Below are 18,164 nucleotides of genomic sequence, written 5' to 3' on the forward strand. Positions count from 1 at the left end.
GCAATAGTGGGACTTCGTCCCCCGTGCGCCTTTTGCGCATCTCCGGATACGCAAAGGGCGCACGGGGCCGAAGGCCACTCAGAACGCGAGTGGACGGTGCGACTCGCGCACATAGGTCCAGGTCGAAGACGGACGCACCAGCCCCGCCGACTCGAGGTCCACACCGTCGTCGGTGATCGTCGAGGTCAGGAAGGTGCGGTCGGACTCCTCGAGGGCACGGGACTGCACCTCGGCGAACGCCTCGATCGCGATGCGGTGGTACTCGTCGAGCGGGTTCTGTCGGCCGAGTGCCCGGAGATGAATGCTCTCGCGGACATCGCCGAGGTGCGCCAGGTAGTCGGACCACGCGCGGTCGAGATGGTGGAGAAGGATGCGCCGGGCGGCGCGTACGCGGGCGTCGGACTCGACGGCCTCCAGTTCCGCGGCACGCTCGGGATTGCGGGTGGCCAGCAGGTCCCACGCCTCGTCGGTGCCGAGCAGCGCGGCCCGACGCGTGTCGAGGATGTCGCGGTGTTGGGCGGTCAGTTGGTTGTACCGCCAGGTGGACGCGTGGGTGTCGAGCATCGCGCCCTCCGCGACGCGCTGCGCGTGGTCGATGCGCTTGGCCGCGACCTCCGTCTCGAGGAAACCCGTGTCGTCGGGGTGGCCGGGGCGATCGCTCTTCTCCAGGTAGCGCGTCACCAGCGAGTCGTCCCAACTGGCGAAGAACACGGAGCGGCCCGGATCACCCTGTCGCCCTGCGCGTCCCCGTAGTTGGTTGTCGAGGCGCTCGGTGACGTACCGCGCGGTGCCGATCACGAGTAGGCCGCCGAGGTCGGTCACGCCGTCCCCTAGCCTGATGTCGGTGCCGCGGCCGGCGATCTGCGTCGAGACGGTCACCGCATCGCGCAGTCCGGCCCGCGCGATGATCTCGGCCTCCTCCGCGTCGTTCTTCGCGTTGAGGGCGACCACCGGCACTCCGGCGTCCTCGAGGCGGGCGGCCAGAGACTCGGACTCCTCGACGTCGTGCGTCCCCACGAGCACGGGCTGCCCCGTGGCGTGGGCTTCCAGCACCGCGGCGACGACGGCCGCGTTCTTCTCGGGAGCGGTGGCGTACACGCGGTCGACCTCGTCGACGCGGACGAGCGGCTCGTTCGGCTCGACCACCGACACCCCGAGGCCGTAGAACGTCCGAAGCTGTTCTCCCGCTGCGAGAGCCGTTCCGGTCATTCCGCACACGCGGCGGTACCGACCCATCAGGGCCTGCACGGTGATGGTGTCCAGGACCTGCCCGGTCTCCGTGCGCGCCAGGCCTTCCTTCGCTTCGACCGCGGCCTGGAGACCGTCCGGCCAACGCTGCAGCTCCGCGACACGGCCGCGGGAGGCGTTGACCAGCTGTACCCGACCGTCCCGCACGATGTAGTCGACATCCCTGCGTACCAACACCTCTGCGTGCAGGGTGAGATTGACGCGCACCAACGTGGTGCCGACGTGCTCCTCGCTGTACAGATCGATCCCGCCCAGTGCGTCCTCGAGCTTCTCGGCCCCGGCATCGGTCAGGAACACGTTGCGACGCTCGGCGTCGACCTCCCAGTCGGTGTCCGCGTCGAGGGATCGCACGGCGTCGAGCACGTCGTCGGCCGACAGGTCCTGATCGATGGAGCCGGCGAGAACCAAGGGCACCAGAGCTTCGTCGACGAGCACCGAGTCGGCCTCGTCGACGACGGCGACGTCCGCGGTCGGGGAGACGAGCAATTCGACATCGTCCACCAGATGATCGCGCAGCACGTCGAAGCCCACCTCGTTGACCGAGGCGTAGGTGACGTCGCACCCGTAGGCAGCGCGCCGCTCGTCCGCCGTCGACTCCGCCGTGATCCACCCGACCGTGACTCCGAGAGCGTCGTAGAACGGGCCCATCCACTCGGCGTCGCGTCGAGCGAGGAAGTCGTTGACCGACACCACGTGCACGTCCCTGCCCTGCAGCACGTAGGCGGCGGCCGCGACGGCGCCGGAGAGCGTCTTCCCCTCACCCGTTGCCATCTCGATGACGTCGCCCTCCAGCAGCCGCACGGCTCCGTAGAGCTGAGTGTCGAAGGGGCGCAGGGACAACGCACGATCGGACGCCTCGCGCGCGAGCGCGAGGAACGCGGGCACGTCGAGGGAGCCGGCTCCGCGCAGACCGTCGGCCGCGGCACGCAGACCGTCCGCGTCGAGGTCGCGGTGGCGGTCCTCGAGCGCCCGGGCGGCATCCACGGCACCTCGCGACCGCGCATGCCCCTTCGCAACCGAACGACCGAGCAGGGACCAGAACCGTGACGCCATGTTCGCCAGGCTACCGACGGGCCCGTAGGTGCGGCCGCAAGCCGTGTGCACACCCCCAGCGGTGAGCGCACACGGTCTGCGGCCGGTGGGGAGGGGTGTGCGGTCACTAGAAGGGGTGCGCACACCCGTTGTCGCAGCGCGTCCGACGCGGGAACCGCCTCATCTGAGACGGTCGCGGCCGGACGGCTTCGAGAGGACGACGTTCACCGTGGTCACTGTTCTCGGCACCGTGGGCATCGCATGGCTGCGCGACGTGCGTTGTTCGAAGGTTTAGGCCACCGACGGGCCGTCACGCAGGAGTGATGCGCCGACTCGGGAGAGGGCTCGAGTACACGACGTTAGTGGTGATGGAGCCGAGGGTGGCGAGCCGGCCGGTGACACGTTCGAGATCCCGCATCGAGCGGGCGAGGACCTTGATGATGAAGCAGTCGTCACCCGTGACGTGATGCGCCTCGATGATCTCCGGGGTGGACGCCACCAGTGCGTCGAACGGACCGTAGTTGCCCGACGGGTACGCCAGGCGGACGAATGCGGTGACGGTGTAACCGAGCGCCTCGGTGTCGACAGTGACGGAGTAGCCGGTGATCACGCCGATGTCGGTCAGGCGGCGGACGCGGTCGGCCGTCGCGCTCGACGACAGGTTCACCACTCGGGCCAGATGTGCAACGGTCGCGCGCCCGTCACTCTGCAGCTCGTCCAGCAGTCGCCGGTCGATCTCGTCGACTTCGGGGTGTGGATTACGCGGCACAATGGAAACGATACCGGCCGATCGATGCCGTTTAGTGCGATCAGCCGGTGATCGCCACTTCTCCCAGTCGCCCGAACAGGATTGGCTGAGGTCATGGAAAAGACACCGTCCGCCGCCGACTTCTTCGCCGCGAAACTGAGGTTCGAGACTGATCCCGCCGATCTCGCCGCCGAGCGTTCCCGCGGTGCGGGGCCGCTGGTCATCGACGTTCGTTCGGACGCGTCCTGGAGTGCGGGACGCATTCCCGGAGCGGTGCACATCGTCGGGGCCGATCTGGGCACGCGCATCGCCGAGGTGGAGCCGGATCGCGACGCCGACATCGTCGTCTACTGCTGGGGACCGGGATGCAACGGCAGCACCCGAGCGGCCCTGACGCTCAGTCGCCTCGGCTACTCCCGCGTGCGGGAGCTGATCGGGGGATTCGAGTACTGGGCACGGGAAGGTTTCGCCGTCGTGTCCGACACCGGCCGTACACGGCGAGCACCCGATCCGGTCACCGCTCCGACGACGTGACCTCACTCAGCCACCTGGACACGAGCTCGACGGCCTCCGGCGCGGCCACGGCCGTCGCGTGGTCGTACCCGCGGAGCTCTTCGTACTCGGCGCCAGCGATCAGCGATCGGGTGCGACGGGTGTCGTCGATACGCTGGACGTCGCGGGAGCCGACGTAGAACAGTGTCGGCGCCGTGATGGCGCGGACGGCGTCGTCGGCGATACCGGGATCGTCGTCCGATGCCCGGAAGTAGGCGGCCAACGCTTCGGAGTCGTTGCGCAGGAACGCGGCTCGGGTGCCGGAGTCGACCGGGAAGCCGCGGCGGTTCGCCCACTCGTCGACGAACCCGTCCATTCCCCGTTCGGCGAGGACGTCGGCGCTGCCGTCGAAGAACAGGCTGTCCAGCGCGCCCTTCTGCGGCCCCGATCCGGCTCCGCCCACGACGAGTGATGCGACACGCTGGGGAGTGCGGGTGACCAGATTGAGGCCGGACCGACCGCCGAACGAGTAGCCGACGTAGTGCGCGGCGGACACGTCCGCCGCGTCCAGGACGGCGACCAGATCCTCGCTGACACGGTCCATCGAGTAGGCCTCGACGTCGCGAGGAGCCTCGCTCCGGCCATGTCCACGCTGGTCCACGAGGATCAGGCGGTACCGGTCGCGTAGCGCACGGACGTAGCCGAAGGTGCGCCAGATCTGGTGCGACAACAGGCTGCCGTGCACCAGCATCACCGGCGGGCCGGTGGGGTCACCCGTCACCGACCAGGCGATGCGGGTGCCGTCCACCGGGTTCGTCGCGAAGTCCACGGTGCCATGGTCGCAGGTGGGCGATCTCAGGTGGACGTCGAGGTGAGCCCGTCGGCGGTCAGATCGACCCGCCGCGTGATGCCCAGCGCATCGAGGAACGCCTCGTCGTGGCTGACCACGATCAGGGCTCCCTGATACGACGACAGCGCCGTGCTGAGGTGCGTCCTGGACGCGACGTCGAGATTGTTCGTGGGTTCGTCGAGAATCAGCAACTGCGGTGCCGGATCGGCCAGCAGCAGCATCGCGAGGGCCGCGCGCACCCGTTCCCCGCCCGACAGCGTGCGCACCACCGCGTCTGCGCGCCGACCGCGGAAGAGGAAGCGAGCGAGCCGAGTTCGGACGTCGGTGATCGACGTGTCCGGTGCCGCGCGGCGGACGTTCTCCACCACGGACGCGTCGTTGTCGAACACGTCGAGGGATTGCGGCAGCACCGCGGTCGGCACCGACGACGCCAGAGATCTCAGGAGAGTCGTCTTGCCGACTCCGTTGTCCCCGACGAGCGCGATGCGTTCCGGGCCGACGACGGTGAGTTCGACCGTCCTGTCCGGGTACCGACCGTCCAGATCGAGCAGCTTCTCGCCCGTCGACGCCACCGACTTCGACGCGTGCACCGCCGTCTCGGGCAGATCCACCACGATCTCGGTGTCGTCACGAATCATCTCGTGCGCCTCGTCGGCGCGGGCGCGGGCATCCGCCACGCGGTCCTCGTGTCCGATGCGGTACTTGGCAGCCGACTCCTGTGCGGCGCTGCGCCGGTTGTGGGCGACGATCTTCGGTACCCGCTTCTCTAGAGATGCCTTCTCTCCCATCCGTCGCCGGTGGGCCACGGTGGTCTGCGCCTCGACCAGATCCCGCTTCTGCCGGCGCAGATCCTGATCGGCCGACCGCGCCGCGGCCCGCGCCGCCTCCTGCTCGCCCTCCACGACGCTCCGGTAGTGCGTCCAGTTGCCGCCGAACATCCGGAGCGACGCGGGCGACGACCGTACCGAGTGGAGTTCGGCGATGTCGTCCATGGTGTCGAGCAGGCCCTGGTCGTGACTCGCGACGACGACGGCGCCGGAGAACTCGTCGAGTACTCGTCCCAGAGCGGAGCGAGCTCGTTGGTCCAGGTTGTTCGTCGGTTCGTCGAGAAGCAGGACGGAGGGCCGCCGGATCACCTGACCGACGAGTGCGACGAGCGTCGACTCGCCCCCCGACAGGGTTCTCATCGGTCGATCGAGATCTGCTGCCGTGCCCAGACTCTCGCCGACGCCGGCCGAGTCGAGCAACGCGAGAGTGCGCTCCTCGACGTCCCAGTCCGTACCGACGACGGTGAAGTCGTCGGGATCGGTGCTGCCGTGCTCGATGCGTGCCAGGGCCTGTCGGACGTCTCCGATGCCGAGGAGATCAGCGACGGTGTCCGAGACGTTCGTGACCACTTGCTGGGGAAGATGGCCGACGGTGCCGGTGACGCGTACGGACCCGCGCTGCGGTCGATACCGCCCGGTGATCAGGTGCAGCAGAGTGGATTTGCCCGCTCCGTTGGTGCCGACGAGGCCGGTCCGGCGCGGCATGAACGATGCGTCCAGGCCGTCGAGGACAGGCCGGCCGTCGGGCCAGGAGAAGGTGAGATCGGAGAGAACGACGGAGGGTGATACTGACATGGAGCACCTCGAGAGGAGTGTCGTGCCACCGCGACGTGCGCGTCGGTGGGATCCGCACTACTTACGAGAGGAGCAACTGCCTGTCCGTTCGTCGGGGGACTCGAGGATCCCCACTGTAGGACGATCTGCCCGCGGGGTCAAAGACTATTCGAACAGACTGTCACTCAGTCGTTGTCGGATCCCTCGACAGTGGGTCCCTTCGCGCGCAGGTCGTCCACCTTCGCCATGGCCTCGCGCAGTTCTGCGAGCCACGGGTCGATGTGGTCTCCGGTCAGGCGTACGGCCCAGGCGAGCGCGTCGGCGCGCGAGCGTGCGACGCCGGCGTCGACGAGGGTGTCGAGCACCTTGCGTTCGGGCTGACGCAGTCGAGTCATGACCGGCACCGCGAGGTGGGTGAAGAGGGTGGTGTCGCCGTCGATGGTGACACCCCAGGCGACCTTGCGGCCGTAGCGTGCCTCGGCCTCGTCGGCGATACGCATGCGATCGTCGCGGGTGGACTCACGGAATCGAGCGATGCGGCCCTCGACGCCGGCATCGGACTCGGGGGCGTTCAGCTCGCCGATCACGACGATCTCCTCGCGGTCGACCTCGACCGTGGCGGTGCCGTCGAACCAGTCGTCGGGCAAGCGGCCCAGGAACCACTGTTCCGCATCGCCTGCGTCGGGTACGTCTTTCTGCTGCCATCCGCCGGGCCGGCCGACGCGTTCGCCGCGCTTTGCGCCGCGACCGCGGCCGTGTCCGTGGGGTCCACCGCGCCGGGGTGCGTCACCTCGACCGAAGGGACTGGAGGGTCGTTCTCCGAAGGGGAAGGTGTCATGGGGATTCATGATGTTCTACTTTCGTCAGTGGCGCGATTACTTGATTACAACGCCAGTGATTACAAAATTACACACGTCGCGCCGAGCGTCAAGAGTTCGTCGCGTCGTGTGACCGACGGATCGGTGGGGCACTATCAGTGCGTGCCTTCGCTGATGTCTCGACCGTCCCGCCGATTCGGCCCTTCCACCAGCAGCGGACTCCGTCTCGCCGCCGCGACCATCGCGGTCGCGCTCGCCGCCACCGCGTGCAGTGCCGACGAGCCCCCGGCGTCCCGTGTGACGGCCGATCGGTTCGCCGAAGCGCTGAGCACACAGAACGTGGGCGCCGCGGCAGAGTTGACCTCGGATCCGGCGGCAGCGACCGCGGTGCTCACCCAGATGTACGACGGACTCGGCGGTGGCGGAACAGTCACGGCGACACCGCGGTTCACGGTGAGCCAGGCAGACGACGAGCAGCAGACGTTCACACTGTCCGCCTCCTGGTCCTTTGCACCGCCCGAGGATGCGGAGGCTCCCGCGACCGGTACCGCATCCGCGACGGCGACCACCGCGGCAGCTCCCACCACGTCGGCCCCGGCGGACGCGGAACGCGTCTGGACCTACACGACGACCGGATCCGTCGCCGACGGCGGACAGGGGCTGAAGGTCACCTGGAACCCGGGTGTCGTCGTACCGGGCCTGACTCCGGAGACGACGGTTCGGTACACGCCCGTCACCGCGTCGACCGCGCCTCGCGTCGTCGACACCTCGGGAGCGCCACTCATGTCGCAGCAGGTGGTGACGCTGGTGAATCTCGACCAGACCGCCGATCCCGGCGCCGTCGCGGCACTGGTGTCGCCGTTCGCGCCGACGGTCACGGCGGAATCCCTTCGTGACGCGCAGTCGAGCGCTCCGTCGGTGACGGCCGTGGGCCTGCGGCAGGAGGATCTCGCCCCCATCGAGTCCCTGCTCTCCGCCTTGCCCGGCGTCACTCTGGCGCCGCAGACGCGGCTCCTGACCGAGAATCGCGCACTGTCCTCTCCCGCGCTGAACGACGTGGCGCAGCTGTGGCAGGAGCAGCAGGACGCCACCGCCGGGTGGGCCGTGCAGTTGGTGGCCGCCGACGGTTCCGTCGCCCAGCGGGTGACCGGCGTCGAGGCGACCGTCGGCCCGGACATCCAGGTCACGCTCGACACACTGTTGCAGCTCAAGGCGGAGAACGCTCTCGCGTCGACAGCGAACGCCGCGGCCGTCGTGGCGATCCGGCCCTCCACCGGAGACGTCGTGGCCGTCGCGCAGAACTCGGCCGCGGACGCGCAGGGCCCGATCGCCCTCACGGGCCTGTACCCGCCGGGCTCCACCTTCAAGACCGTCACCACGTCGGCGGCACTGCAGGCGGGCACCGTCACCCCCACGACCGTGGTGCCGTGCCCCGGATCCGCGAACATCGAGGGCCGGACCATCCCCAACGACGACAACTTCGACCTCGGATCGGTTCCGCTCCAGACGGCGTTCGCGCGTTCGTGCAACACCACCATGGGTCAGCTGGCCGTCGATCTGCCCGACGACGCGCTGCAGCAGGCGGCCCTGCAGTTCGGGCTCGGCGTCGACTACCTGACACCCGGGCTCACCACCGTGACCGGCAGCGTTCCGCCCGCGACGACGCCGGCCGAGCGCGTCGAGAGCGCGATCGGGCAGGGCACCGTCACCGCGTCCCCGTTCGGCATGGCCCTGGTCGCGGCGTCCATCGCGGACGGATCCACCCCGTCGCCGACCATGATCACCGGACGACCCGGTAGCGCGGATCGCACCGTCGCAGCCCCGCCGGCGGAGGTGACCGACCAGCTGCGCGCCATGATGCGGGAGACGGTCACCGCGGGTACGGCGACGCAGTTGCAGGACATCGACGGACTGCTCGGTAAGACCGGCACCGCCGAGGTCGCGAGCGGCCCGGCGCACGGCTGGTTCGTCGGCATCCGCGGTGACCTGGCGTTCGCCGTGTTCGTCGAGGGCGGCGACTCCTCCGCGCCGGCGCTGACGGTGGCGGGGTCCTTCCTGCGCTGAGTGGCCTTCGGCCCTGTGCGCCTTTTGCGCACCCCTGGATACGCACAAGGCGCACGGGGTGACCGGATCGTGACCGGTCCGAGTGCTCACCGTGCTGTGTTACTGGTGTGACTCATGTGATTATTGGGGCATGGTTCTGCGTTCCAGGTACGTCGTCGCGCTGCTCGCAGTGTTCGTGTCGCTCGCGACTGTCGCCTCGTTCGTGGTGAACAAGCCTCGCAGTGAGGCGGCGGTGCTGGTGGACCGGTTCGTCGCCGCCCTCGATCAACGTGACGTGGCCGCGGCCGCCGCGCTGACCTCCTACCCCAATGCCGCGGCCCAAACGATCGGCGCCATGTTCGACTCGATGGGGCCCGGAGTCTCGACGAGCCGCATGTCGCAGTACATCGGCCTGGACGACGAGTCCGGCTTCTTCACCGTCGACTCCACCTGGTCGTTCGGCGAACCCCGCGGCCAGGACTCGCGCGAGTGGCGCGTCACCACCCAGGGGTCGACGCGCAAGCTCGGCGTCGGCTGGCGCATCTCGTGGGATCCGTCGATCCTCGCCCCGGAACTGCGTGCCGGTGGGTCCGTCCGCTACGCCCGCACCGATGCACCCGCACCGCGCGTGCTCGACGCCTCGGGCGCCGTGATGATGGCGGAACAGAACGTCGCCTCCGTGCGGCTCGATCCCTCCGCGACCTCCGACCTGGCCGACACGACGTCCCGCCTCGCCGACGTCATCGACGTCGTGGCGCCGCTGATCACGTCCGAGTCGCTCCAGGCCGATGTCGCGGCGGACCCCGGTGCCGTGATCACCGCCGTGAACCTGCGTGCCGACGACTACGCCGTGCTGGAGGACGACCTGCGTGCGATCCCCGGTGTGGTCCTCTACGCGGAACCCAAGCTCATCGCCGGTGACCGGCGGCTGACGTCGCCGGTGCTGGACTCGCTGCGGACCGTGTGGCAGGACTCCCGCGACGCCACCGCGGGTTGGGCTGTCGAGGTCGCGGACACCGACGGCGAGACCACCCGCCTGGCAGGTTTCCAGGGTCCGGGATCACCCGACATCACGTCCACTCTCGACCCGGCCGTGCAGCTCGCTGCGGAGACCGCCGCCGTCAGCGTCGGGACCCCGGCCTCGATCGTGGTCATGAAGCCCTCCACCGGTGCCGTCGTCGCCACCGCGCAGAACAGTTACGCCAACGACGAGGGCACGCCGGCGTTCACCGGCCTCTATCCCGCCGGGACGCTCGTGGACGTGATCCAGGCGTCGGCCGATCGCCAGAAGATCGGATTCTCCGACGCCGCACGCCAGTTCGGCTTGGGTACCTCCTTCGACATCCCCGGTCTCGACGCCGTCACCGCCTCGCTCCCCGACGGCCAGTCGGCGGTGGACCAGTTCCGCGGTGTCAGCCGGACGTCGTCCGTATCCGGCATGACGGTGACACCCTTCGGCCTCGCCGAGATGGCGGCGGCCGTCGCTCGCGGATCGGCACCGGCTCCGATGATCGTCGGCGGCGCACCGGCGACGGTGTCCGGTGCGGGCTCGCCCGTCGCCCCGGCCGTGCTGACCTCGCTGCGGAACACACTGCGTGACAACGCCCGCAGCGAAGGTGTCAGCGATCCGTCGGTCACCGGGCTCGCCGGGGACAACGGAGACGATCGCTGGTTCCTCGGCACCAAGGGCGATCTGGCCTTCGCGGTCTACATCGAGGACGCCGACGGAACCGATGCCGCGGCGCGCATGACGAACATGCTGATGCGCGAGATGGCCTCGCCCTCGGAGTGATCACCGGCTTGCTACGTTTCACCCCGTGACCGTCACCGAGTTCGTCCTGCTGATGGCGGCGGGCTTCGGTGCCGGAGTCATCGGCTACATCACCGGCCTGGCGTCGCTCGTGTCGTACCCCGCGCTGCTGGCGGTGGGGCTGCCACCGGTCGCGGCCAACGTGACCAACACCGTGGCGCTCGTCGGGGCCGGTGTGGGTGCCACCGCGTCGTCGGTCAAAGAGCTTGCCAAGAGCGGTCGTTCGCTGCTCTGGCTCACCCTGTGGGCCGCGCTGGGCGGCATCGCTGGAGCCGTCGTGCTGCTGCGCGCGCCGGGGGAGACGTTCGAGGCGATCGTGCCGATCCTGGTCGTTCTCGCATCCGTCGCCATGCTGCTGCAGCCGCGGATCCGCGTCCTCGCCGGTGACCGGACGTTCCCGGTGCTGTATCCGAGCGCGATCTTCCTCGTCGCGATCTACGGCGGCTACTTCGGCGCGGGTGCGGGCGTCATCTTCATGGCCCTGACGCTGATCTGCACGGCCGAACCCGTCTGGCGCGCAACGCTCCTCAAGAGCTACCTGCTGGGCGTGGCCAACCTGGTCGCCGCGGTGATATTCGCGTTCTCCGGCCAGGTGAACTGGCTCGCCGCACTGGCGATGGGAATCGGCACCATCGCCGGGGGAACGCTCGGCCCGCGCATCGTGAGACACCTTCCGCCGAATCCGCTCCGGATCGCCGTGGCGCTGTGCGGGTTCGGCCTCGCAGCGTGGCTGTGGCTGGGCTGAGGAACTGTGTGGGTCAGGCGCGACGACGCCGCGCGAGGCGGGCGACGAGACGCCACCCGAGCAGGAACACCGCCAGCGTCACCGTCGCGACCACGATGAAGCTGAAGGCCGTTCCCTCGCCGGACACCTGCCGCAGCACCATGCCCACGATGACGGCGCCGATCCACGCGAGCACCCCGGTGGGGACCAGGGACACCGCGACGAACTTCTCGCGGTACAGCGCGTAGGTCACCGCCCATCCCACGGCGAGGCCGACGAGGAACGGCCAGGCCGTCGACAGTGTGCCCCCGACGGTCACGCCCTCCTCGTGGCTGCCTCGGCCGATGGCGCTGAAGACGAGGACGAGAACGACGTCGATCACCGCCGGCACTGCGAGGGCCGACAGGGCGGGAGTGCGGGTGCGCGCGGGCATGCCACCAGACTACGAGACGCGGAAAGACCCGCACCGGCGCCGGCTGTGCGGGCGTCGAGCGGGTCTTTCCGGGAGGAGGTCAGGCCTGGTGGCCGGCCTCGATCTCGAGCAGCAGGCCGATCTTGTCGCCGACGACGGCGCCGCCACCCTCGAGGGGCATGTCGATGCTGATGCCGAAGTCCTTGCGGTTGATCGTGGTGGTGGCCTCGAAGCCGGCGACCGGTCCGTTGCCCATGCCGGCGTTGACACCGTTGAACTCGACGTTCAGATCGATGGACTTGGTCACGCCGTGCAGCGTGAAGTCACCGGTGAGCACGAAGTCGTCGCCCTTGGCCTTGACCGAGGTGGACCGGAAGGTGGCAGTGGGGAACTTCTCGACCTCGAAGAAGTCGGCGGTCTTGAGGTGGCCGTCGCGCTGCGCGTTGTCAGTGGTGATGGAGGCGACGTCGATCTCGGCGTCGATGGTGGGCGCGCCGTTCTCGTCGACCGTGATGGTGCCGGTGAAGGTCTGGAAACGGCCACGGACCTTGCTCACCATCAGGTGGCGGACGGTGAACCCGACGGTCGAGTGGGTGGCATCGATGGCCCACGTGCCGGCGGTGAGCTGGGGGACGGACACTGCTGCAGTCATGACGAACTCCTGTTTGGTTGAAGGTTCAAGCCTCACAGTACACAACCGGACCGCGGTCCGCATCTATTCCCGCGGAGGAGAATCCTTGCCGAGCGGGTGGGTGGCCGACGGCTGTTCCGTCCGCTCCCGAAGTTCCGTCCGCTCGCGCTGCTCGACGGCGAGATCGAAGTGCAGGTCCTCGTGCTGATGCTTGCGGAACAGGATCAGGAAGACGACCCAGCCGACGAGTGCCACCAGGATGAAGCTGACCAGGCGATACACCAGTGCGGACGCGACCGCTTGTGACGCGCTGATGCTGGCCGCGGTGGTGAGGGTCGCGATGAGAGTGGCGTCCACGATGACCAGACCACCGGGCGCACCGGGGATGGATCCCACCGTCTTGCTGGCCGAGAAGGCGATGAGGAGCCCGTAGATCTTCGGATCCGCGCCGATGGCGTAGCAGGCGAACCCGAGGCACGCGACGTCCGCGAGGCGGTGCACCGCGGAGAAGCCGAGCGACACCGTGCCGTCGCGGGCACCGAGGCGTACCGACTTCACCTGCTCGACGATCTCGTCCAGCCGGGCCATGCCCGTGTCGGGATCGTTGTTGCGCAGCGAGTTGTACTTCGACAGCCCCCACCGGCCGATGCCCACGATCGACTGGGGGTGGGAGCGGACGTAGCGCACGCCGGCGATGAGGGCGATCACGCCGGCGACGGGGACGATCAGTGCGAGGGTGTTGGCGCTGCCGCCGACGAGGAAGGCTCCCGTCACGCCCAGGACAGCCAGCCCGAGCGCGGCGATGACGCCGGAGATGGCGAGCTGCCACGACGCGACCACCGGGCTCGCGCCCCAGCGGCGTGTCTCGCGGTATGTGAACGCGGTGGAGAAGACCTGGCCGGCCGGCAGTGTCAGCGCCATGGCGGTGCTGCCGTAGATGACGGAGAGCGAGCGTCGCTGCGATACGCGGACACCGCCCGCGCGCAGCAACTGCTTCTGGACACGCGCGAACGCGGACAGCGAGATCGCTTGCATCACGACGCAGGCCGCGGCCCATCCCCAGTGGATCTCGGTGAGGGCGCGCCACGACTCGTGCAGGCGCGGCCACAGGTAGACACCCTCACCGACCAGCAACGCCACGAGGGCGACCGCGGCCACCCAGCGCAGCCATCGCCATCTGCCACCGGCGCGGGGCGACCCAGCGGATCGGCCCTGCTCCGGAACTACCACGGCACCGAGAGTAACGAACGGTGCCGACGATCAGCGCGGATAGTCGACCGGGGAGGCCAGGTGCGTCGCGCGCCGCCGTCCGCGCAGCTGCACCTTCTCGCCCAGTTCCCACTCGGACTGCTCGTCCTCGTCGGCGAAGTACAGTGCCGACGTCGACGCGAGAACCCGACTGGGAGTGAACTTCGCGAGTTCCGTCAGGCGCGACGCCTCGTTCACGGGATCACCGATGACGGTGTACTCGAAGCGTTCCTTGGCGCCGATGTTTCCCGCCACCGCCAGTCCGGCCGACACGCCGATGCCGATGTCGAGTCCGGCGATCTCGGTGAGCTCGCTGCGCAGTTCCCGCGCCGCGGACAGTGCCGCGGTGGGTGCGTCCGGGCGATCCAGGGGCGCGCCGAAGATGGCCAGCGCCGCGTCGCCCACGAACTTGTTGACGAAGCCGTGGTGCCGGTCGACCACGTCGACGACGACGCGGAAGAAGTCGTTGAGCAGGTCGACGACCTCGCCGGGCGGACGTTCGGAGGCGGCGGCCGTCGAGCCGACCATGTCGACGAACAGCACCGCGACGAATCGGGTCTCGCCGCCGAGCTCGGTGCCGAACTTGAGGGCGCGCCGCGCGACGTCCTCACCGACGTGCTGCCCGAACAGCTCGCGCAGGACTGCACGCTCCGACGCGTCGGCCATCATCCGGTTGAAGCCGACCTGCAGACGGCCGATCTCACTGCCGTCGAACACCTCGACCTGGACCTCGGTGTGGCCCTCCTGCACCTTCTCGATGGCGCGGCGCAGCTGACGGATGGGATCGGAGATCTGGCTGGCGGTGAGCATCGACAGACAGAACGCCTGAATGATCGCCAGCACGCAGAGCAGGCTGATGGCGATGGCCAGCGAGTCGGGGGAGAAGACCAGGTCGGTGGTCAGCTGGGTCGCGCACAGCAGCAGGATTCCGACGACGGGGATCAGTGTGCCCAGGCCCCACGTCATCGCCATGCGTGTACCCACACCGGGCGTCATCGTGCGGTCGAAACTGCCCTCGCTGAGCGCCTGCGCGGCGACGGGCCGGAGGATGCGTTCGCCCAGCATGTAGGTGAAGCCGAAGGTGATCGCCGCGGACATGGCGACCGTCACCGCGACGGCCACCGCGAGCGACGGCATCTCCGACGCGGTGAGCAGCATGAAGATGACGCCGCCCACGATCCAGAGCACCAGGTGCACGATGGCCTGGCGCAGCGGTGCGTGCAGGGCGGCCATCTGCTCGGATCGACTGGGCGGTCCACCGCGGATCTGCCACCGCATGACACTGCGCAGCATGACGGCGGCGGTCGCGAGGCTGACGACGGCCGCGAAGAGCAGGTACGCCCCGAAGATGAAGACATTGCGCACCCGATCGACGACGATCGACTCGTTCTCGGGAATGGGCAGCCCGTACCGGACGAAGGCGAACACCAGGATCGCGCCGAGCAGATTGGCCAGGAGCATCGACGCGAGGTACAGCGGCCAGCGACTTCTCAGGGTCAACGAGACCGCACGTAGAAGCGTCAGCACGAGGTCAACTTACCGGGTGCTCGGTTAGGCTTCCTCGGTGACGGACGATCCGGCGGAGTCGGTACACCCTGTGGTACGTGTCGGCGCTGCGTGGACGTGGCGTCTGTTGGTGTTGTTCGCCGGTCTCGTGGTGATCGGCATGATCGTGCACCGGCTCGAGAGCGTCGTCGTCCCGGTGGCACTCGCCCTGCTGGCGTCGGCGCTGCTCTCCCCGCTCGTCGACTGGATGCAGCGGCGCGGCATCCCGCGCGTCGTCGCGGTCGTCGTCTCGATCCTCGGCAGTCTCGGGCTGCTGGTGGGCATCCTGACGTTCGTCGTCGAGCAGTTCATCGAGGGCGTACCCGCCCTCACGGATCAGTTCACCGGCAGCGTCACCCAGATCCAGGACTGGCTGACGCAGGGGCCCCTGCACTTCAGCGAGGACCAGATCCGCAGTGCCGGCGACTCGGTGGTCCGGTCGGTGCAGTCGAATCAGGAGGCTCTCACCAGTGGCGCGTTGACCACCGCCGCGGTGATCGGCGAGATGCTCACCGGGGCTCTGCTCGTGCTCTTCACCCTCATCTTCTTCCTCTACGGCGGACAGCAGATCTGGGACTTCGTGTCCCGGATCGTCCCGACGCGGGCGCGCCGCCGCGTCCGGTTGGCAGGCAGCCAGGCGTTCGGCTCGCTGGTGGGGTACGTGCGCGCCACCGTCGCGGTCGCCGCCGTGGACGCCATCGGTATCGGCACGGGACTGGCGATCCTCGGTGTCCCGCTGGCTCTTCCGCTGGCGTCACTGGTGTTCATCGGAGCGTTCATTCCCATCGTGGGTGCGGTGCTCACCGGCTTCGTCGCGGTGCTCGTCGCCCTGGTGACCAAGGGATTCATCACGGCGCTCATCGCACTCGCGATCGTCATCGCCGTGATGCAGGTCGAAGGCCATGTGCTGCAACCACTCCTGCTCGGTCGCGCAGTCCGTGTGCATCCCCTGGCCGTGGTGCTCGCCATCGCCACCGGCATTGTCATGGCGGGCATCATCGGTGGCCTGCTCTCGGTGCCGCTCGTCGCGATGGCCAACACCGCGATCCGCTCACTGCTCGCCGACGATCCCGAGGAGGCGTACGAGGAGATCGCCGACGCGGATCCGTCGGAACCGATGTTCCCGGCCGCGCCGAACAGTCCGCACCCCGAGAACCAGAAGCTGAGCCGTGGCGAGGTCGACGGTCCCGCGAGTTGACGCCGCCGGTGTCGCGGAGGCACCGCTGTGGCGCGCCGCGGCAGCGTTCCGACTGGTCACCGTCCTGTACGTGGTCGGGTTCCAGTTGGTCGTCCAGGACCGGTACGACGCACCGCGCCTGAGCTGGCTGTTCGTCGTCGTCACCGTCATCTGGTCCGGAATCGCGGCCGTCGCGACCCTGACGACGCCCGCGCGGCGCCCCGTCGTCGTCGCCGACCAGGTGGTGACGCCGGCATTGATCTGCAGCACGCTGGTGGTGGCGAGTCCGGCATGGCGCCAGGACCACCAGGTGCTCCCGACGACGATCTGGGTGGCCAACGCCGTGATCGGTGCCGCCGTCCTGGGAGGTCCCCGAGCGGGGCTCGCCTCGGCGGCGGTGATGACCGCCGCCATCGCCGTGGTGCGCGGCACCGTCGACGGCGAGTTGTGGCGCGACTCGACCGGACCCGTGCTGTTGTCCGTCGGTCTGGCACTGGGGCTCGCGGCGCGGACGGCGCGCCTCGCGCGCAGCCGCCTGGACGAGGCGGTGGCCCTGGCCGCGGCGACCGCGGAACGCGAGCGCCTGGCCCGCGAGGTGCACGACGGTGTGCTGCAGGTGCTGGCCATGGTCAGTCGTCGCGGCCACGAGATCGGCGGCGCAGCAGCAGAATTGGCAGATCTCGCCGGCAGCCAGGAGGCTGCGCTCCGCGCCCTGCTGTCCGGGTCGGCCACCGGGCGTACCGACGGCACTGCCGACCTGGCCGCGCTGGTGCGCGCTGCGGTGGGCACGCGCGCCGTGGTCTCGGCGCCGTCCGAGGCCGTCGTTCTCCGGGCGTCGGCCGCGTCGCAGCTCGCGGCCGCGACGCTCGCCGCCGTCGACAACGCGCATCGACACGGCGGGTCCGACGTCCACGTGTTCGTGCTGGTGGAGGACTTGGACGACGAGGTGATGGTGACGGTGCGCGACGACGGAGCAGGAATGGCACCCGGCCGTCTCGACGAGGCGCGTGCGGAGGGACGGCTCGGCGTCTCCGGCTCGATCGTGGGCCGGACGGCAGCCATCGGTGGGCGTGCGAGGGTGGACAGCAGGCCAGGAGAGGGAACGGAATGGGAACTGACGCTGCCACGGACAGCGCCGACGCCTCGGTGACGGTGATGGTGGTCGACGACCACCCGATGTGGCGTGACGGAGTGGCGCGGGACCTCGACGCGCGGGGCTTCCGTGTGGTGGCCACCGCCGACGGAGTCCGCTCGGCCACCGCGCGTGCGCGGGCGACGTCGCCGCAGGTGGTCGTCATGGACATGGACCTCGGAGACGGAACCGGAGCCGAGGGCACCGCGTCGGTGCTGGCGGTCTCGCCCGACAGTCGGGTACTGGTGCTCTCCGCGTCCGCCGAACGGGACGACGTGCTCGGCGCGGTCAAGGCTGGGGCGACCGGCTACCTCGTGAAGAGCGCCTCCATCGACGATCTGGTGTCCGCCGTACAGGCGACGAGTCGCGGCGATGCGGTGTTCACGCCCGGACTGGCCGGGCTGGTGCTCGGGGAGTACCGGCGCATGGCAGCCGCCCCCACGGCTGCGGAACCGCCTCCCGTGCTGACCGAGCGCGAGACGGAGGTGTTGCGCATGGTCGCGAAAGGGTTGAGCGCCAAGCAGATCGGCGTTCGGCTCGGTATCAGTCACCGCACCGTCGAGAACCACGTGCAGGCGACCCTACGCAAGCTGCACCTCGCGAATCGTGTCGAACTCACCCGGTGGGCGCTCGAGCAGGGGCTGCAGTGACGG

The 18,164-nt window shown here is 69.3% G+C and carries 16 protein-coding genes; 7 read left to right on the forward strand and 9 right to left on the reverse strand.

The window, feature by feature from the left end; genetic code table 11:
* Positions 1–78: 78 nt before the first annotated feature.
* Together secA2 and J4E04_RS01655 are read right to left on the reverse strand one after the other, a co-directional pair.
* A complete protein-coding gene (gene secA2, locus J4E04_RS01650) occupies positions 79–2,301 on the reverse strand; it encodes an accessory Sec system translocase SecA2 (RefSeq protein WP_490149761.1) in 2,223 nt (740 codons plus the stop codon).
* Between the two features lie 289 nt (positions 2,302–2,590).
* Positions 2,591–3,049 carry an Lrp/AsnC family transcriptional regulator gene (locus tag J4E04_RS01655; RefSeq protein ID WP_222637952.1) on the reverse strand — a complete coding sequence of 153 codons (459 nt, stop codon included), beginning with the start codon at positions 3,047–3,049 and terminating at the stop codon, positions 2,591–2,593.
* 93 nt (positions 3,050–3,142) lie between these two features.
* Here J4E04_RS01655 and J4E04_RS01660 point away from each other — a divergent pair, with 93 nt between their 5' ends.
* The gene (locus J4E04_RS01660) at positions 3,143–3,562 is read left to right on the forward strand and encodes a rhodanese-like domain-containing protein (RefSeq protein ID WP_490149762.1); all 420 of its coding nucleotides are present in this window, start codon (positions 3,143–3,145) and stop codon (positions 3,560–3,562) included.
* Here J4E04_RS01660 and J4E04_RS01665 read toward each other — a convergent pair.
* The 3 genes from J4E04_RS01665 to J4E04_RS01675 all read right to left on the reverse strand — a co-directional run bounded on the left by J4E04_RS01665 (position 3,543) and on the right by J4E04_RS01675 (position 6,819).
* Positions 3,543–4,349, reverse strand: coding sequence for an alpha/beta fold hydrolase (locus J4E04_RS01665; RefSeq protein ID WP_328811961.1), 807 nt, complete (start codon positions 4,347–4,349; stop codon positions 3,543–3,545). The genes J4E04_RS01660 and J4E04_RS01665 overlap by 20 nt on opposite strands.
* A gap of 26 nt (positions 4,350–4,375) precedes the next feature.
* Complete coding sequence (locus J4E04_RS01670; RefSeq protein ID WP_490149763.1) at positions 4,376–5,992, reverse strand: ABC-F family ATP-binding cassette domain-containing protein; 1,617 nt, start codon at positions 5,990–5,992, stop codon at positions 4,376–4,378.
* Between the two features lie 164 nt (positions 5,993–6,156).
* Entirely contained in the window at positions 6,157–6,819 is a 663-nt protein-coding gene (locus J4E04_RS01675) for a hypothetical protein (protein WP_490149764.1), read from the reverse strand.
* 132 nt (positions 6,820–6,951) lie between these two features.
* On the opposite strand from J4E04_RS01675, the gene J4E04_RS01680 reads away from it, so the two are divergent.
* From J4E04_RS01680 to J4E04_RS01690, 3 genes are all read left to right on the forward strand, one after another.
* A complete protein-coding gene (locus J4E04_RS01680) occupies positions 6,952–8,853 on the forward strand; it encodes a penicillin-binding transpeptidase domain-containing protein (protein WP_490149765.1) in 1,902 nt (633 codons plus the stop codon).
* Between the two features lie 130 nt (positions 8,854–8,983).
* Positions 8,984–10,624, forward strand: coding sequence for a penicillin-binding protein 2 (locus J4E04_RS01685; RefSeq protein ID WP_027506167.1), 1,641 nt, complete (start codon positions 8,984–8,986; stop codon positions 10,622–10,624).
* Between the two features lie 25 nt (positions 10,625–10,649).
* Complete coding sequence (locus J4E04_RS01690; protein WP_490149766.1) at positions 10,650–11,387, forward strand: sulfite exporter TauE/SafE family protein; 738 nt, start codon at positions 10,650–10,652, stop codon at positions 11,385–11,387.
* Between the two features lie 13 nt (positions 11,388–11,400).
* Here J4E04_RS01690 and J4E04_RS01695 read toward each other — a convergent pair whose 3' ends face one another.
* The 4 genes from J4E04_RS01695 to J4E04_RS01710 all read right to left on the reverse strand — a co-directional run bounded on the left by J4E04_RS01695 (position 11,401) and on the right by J4E04_RS01710 (position 15,118).
* Positions 11,401–11,799, reverse strand: coding sequence for a DUF3054 domain-containing protein (locus tag J4E04_RS01695; RefSeq protein WP_490149767.1), 399 nt, complete (start codon positions 11,797–11,799; stop codon positions 11,401–11,403).
* Between the two features lie 79 nt (positions 11,800–11,878).
* A complete protein-coding gene (locus J4E04_RS01700) occupies positions 11,879–12,430 on the reverse strand; it encodes a YceI family protein (RefSeq protein WP_027506170.1) in 552 nt (183 codons plus the stop codon).
* A 63-nt stretch (positions 12,431–12,493) separates the two neighbouring features.
* Positions 12,494–13,639 (reverse strand): lysylphosphatidylglycerol synthase transmembrane domain-containing protein, encoded by a 1,146-nt coding sequence (locus tag J4E04_RS01705; RefSeq protein WP_051613437.1) that lies wholly within the window; start codon positions 13,637–13,639, stop codon positions 12,494–12,496.
* Positions 13,640–13,669: 30 nt separating this feature from the next.
* Positions 13,670–15,118 carry an adenylate/guanylate cyclase domain-containing protein gene (locus tag J4E04_RS01710; RefSeq protein ID WP_037186160.1) on the reverse strand — a complete coding sequence of 483 codons (1,449 nt, stop codon included), beginning with the start codon at positions 15,116–15,118 and terminating at the stop codon, positions 13,670–13,672.
* A gap of 103 nt (positions 15,119–15,221) precedes the next feature.
* Here J4E04_RS01710 and J4E04_RS01715 point away from each other — a divergent pair, with 103 nt between their 5' ends.
* The 3 genes from J4E04_RS01715 to J4E04_RS01725 are packed head-to-tail and all read left to right on the forward strand — an operon-like array spanning position 15,222 to position 18,161.
* Positions 15,222–16,400 (forward strand): AI-2E family transporter, encoded by a 1,179-nt coding sequence (locus J4E04_RS01715; RefSeq protein ID WP_307097186.1) that lies wholly within the window; start codon positions 15,222–15,224, stop codon positions 16,398–16,400.
* On the forward strand, positions 16,372–17,529 hold the full coding sequence (macS, locus tag J4E04_RS01720; protein WP_490149768.1) for a MacS family sensor histidine kinase: 1,158 nt from the start codon (positions 16,372–16,374) through the stop codon (positions 17,527–17,529). The genes J4E04_RS01715 and macS overlap by 29 nt, the downstream gene beginning before the upstream one ends.
* Positions 17,487–18,161 carry a response regulator gene (locus tag J4E04_RS01725; protein WP_027506351.1) on the forward strand — a complete coding sequence of 225 codons (675 nt, stop codon included), beginning with the start codon at positions 17,487–17,489 and terminating at the stop codon, positions 18,159–18,161. The genes macS and J4E04_RS01725 overlap by 43 nt, the downstream gene beginning before the upstream one ends.
* Positions 18,162–18,164 lie beyond the last annotated feature (3 nt).

Source organism: Rhodococcus sp. NFXS4, assembly GCF_058139645.1.

Bases quoted from the DNA above. Each gene is read 5' to 3' on its own strand.
- secA2 (WP_490149761.1), bottom strand. From the start codon at position 2,301: ATGGCGTCACGGTTCTGGTCCCTGCTCGGTCGTTCGGTTGCGAAGGGG.
- J4E04_RS01660 (WP_490149762.1), top strand. From the start codon at position 3,143: ATGGAAAAGACACCGTCCGCCGCCGACTTCTTCGCCGCGAAACTGAGG.
- J4E04_RS01670 (WP_490149763.1), bottom strand. From the start codon at position 5,992: ATGTCAGTATCACCCTCCGTCGTTCTCTCCGATCTCACCTTCTCCTGG.
- J4E04_RS01675 (WP_490149764.1), bottom strand. From the start codon at position 6,819: ATGAATCCCCATGACACCTTCCCCTTCGGAGAACGACCCTCCAGTCCC.
- J4E04_RS01685 (WP_027506167.1), top strand. From the start codon at position 8,984: ATGGTTCTGCGTTCCAGGTACGTCGTCGCGCTGCTCGCAGTGTTCGTG.
- J4E04_RS01695 (WP_490149767.1), bottom strand. From the start codon at position 11,799: ATGCCCGCGCGCACCCGCACTCCCGCCCTGTCGGCCCTCGCAGTGCCG.
- J4E04_RS01700 (WP_027506170.1), bottom strand. From the start codon at position 12,430: ATGACTGCAGCAGTGTCCGTCCCCCAGCTCACCGCCGGCACGTGGGCC.
- J4E04_RS01710 (WP_037186160.1), bottom strand. From the start codon at position 15,118: ATGCTCCTGGCCAATCTGCTCGGCGCGATCCTGGTGTTCGCCTTCGTC.
- J4E04_RS01725 (WP_027506351.1), top strand. From the start codon at position 17,487: ATGGGAACTGACGCTGCCACGGACAGCGCCGACGCCTCGGTGACGGTG.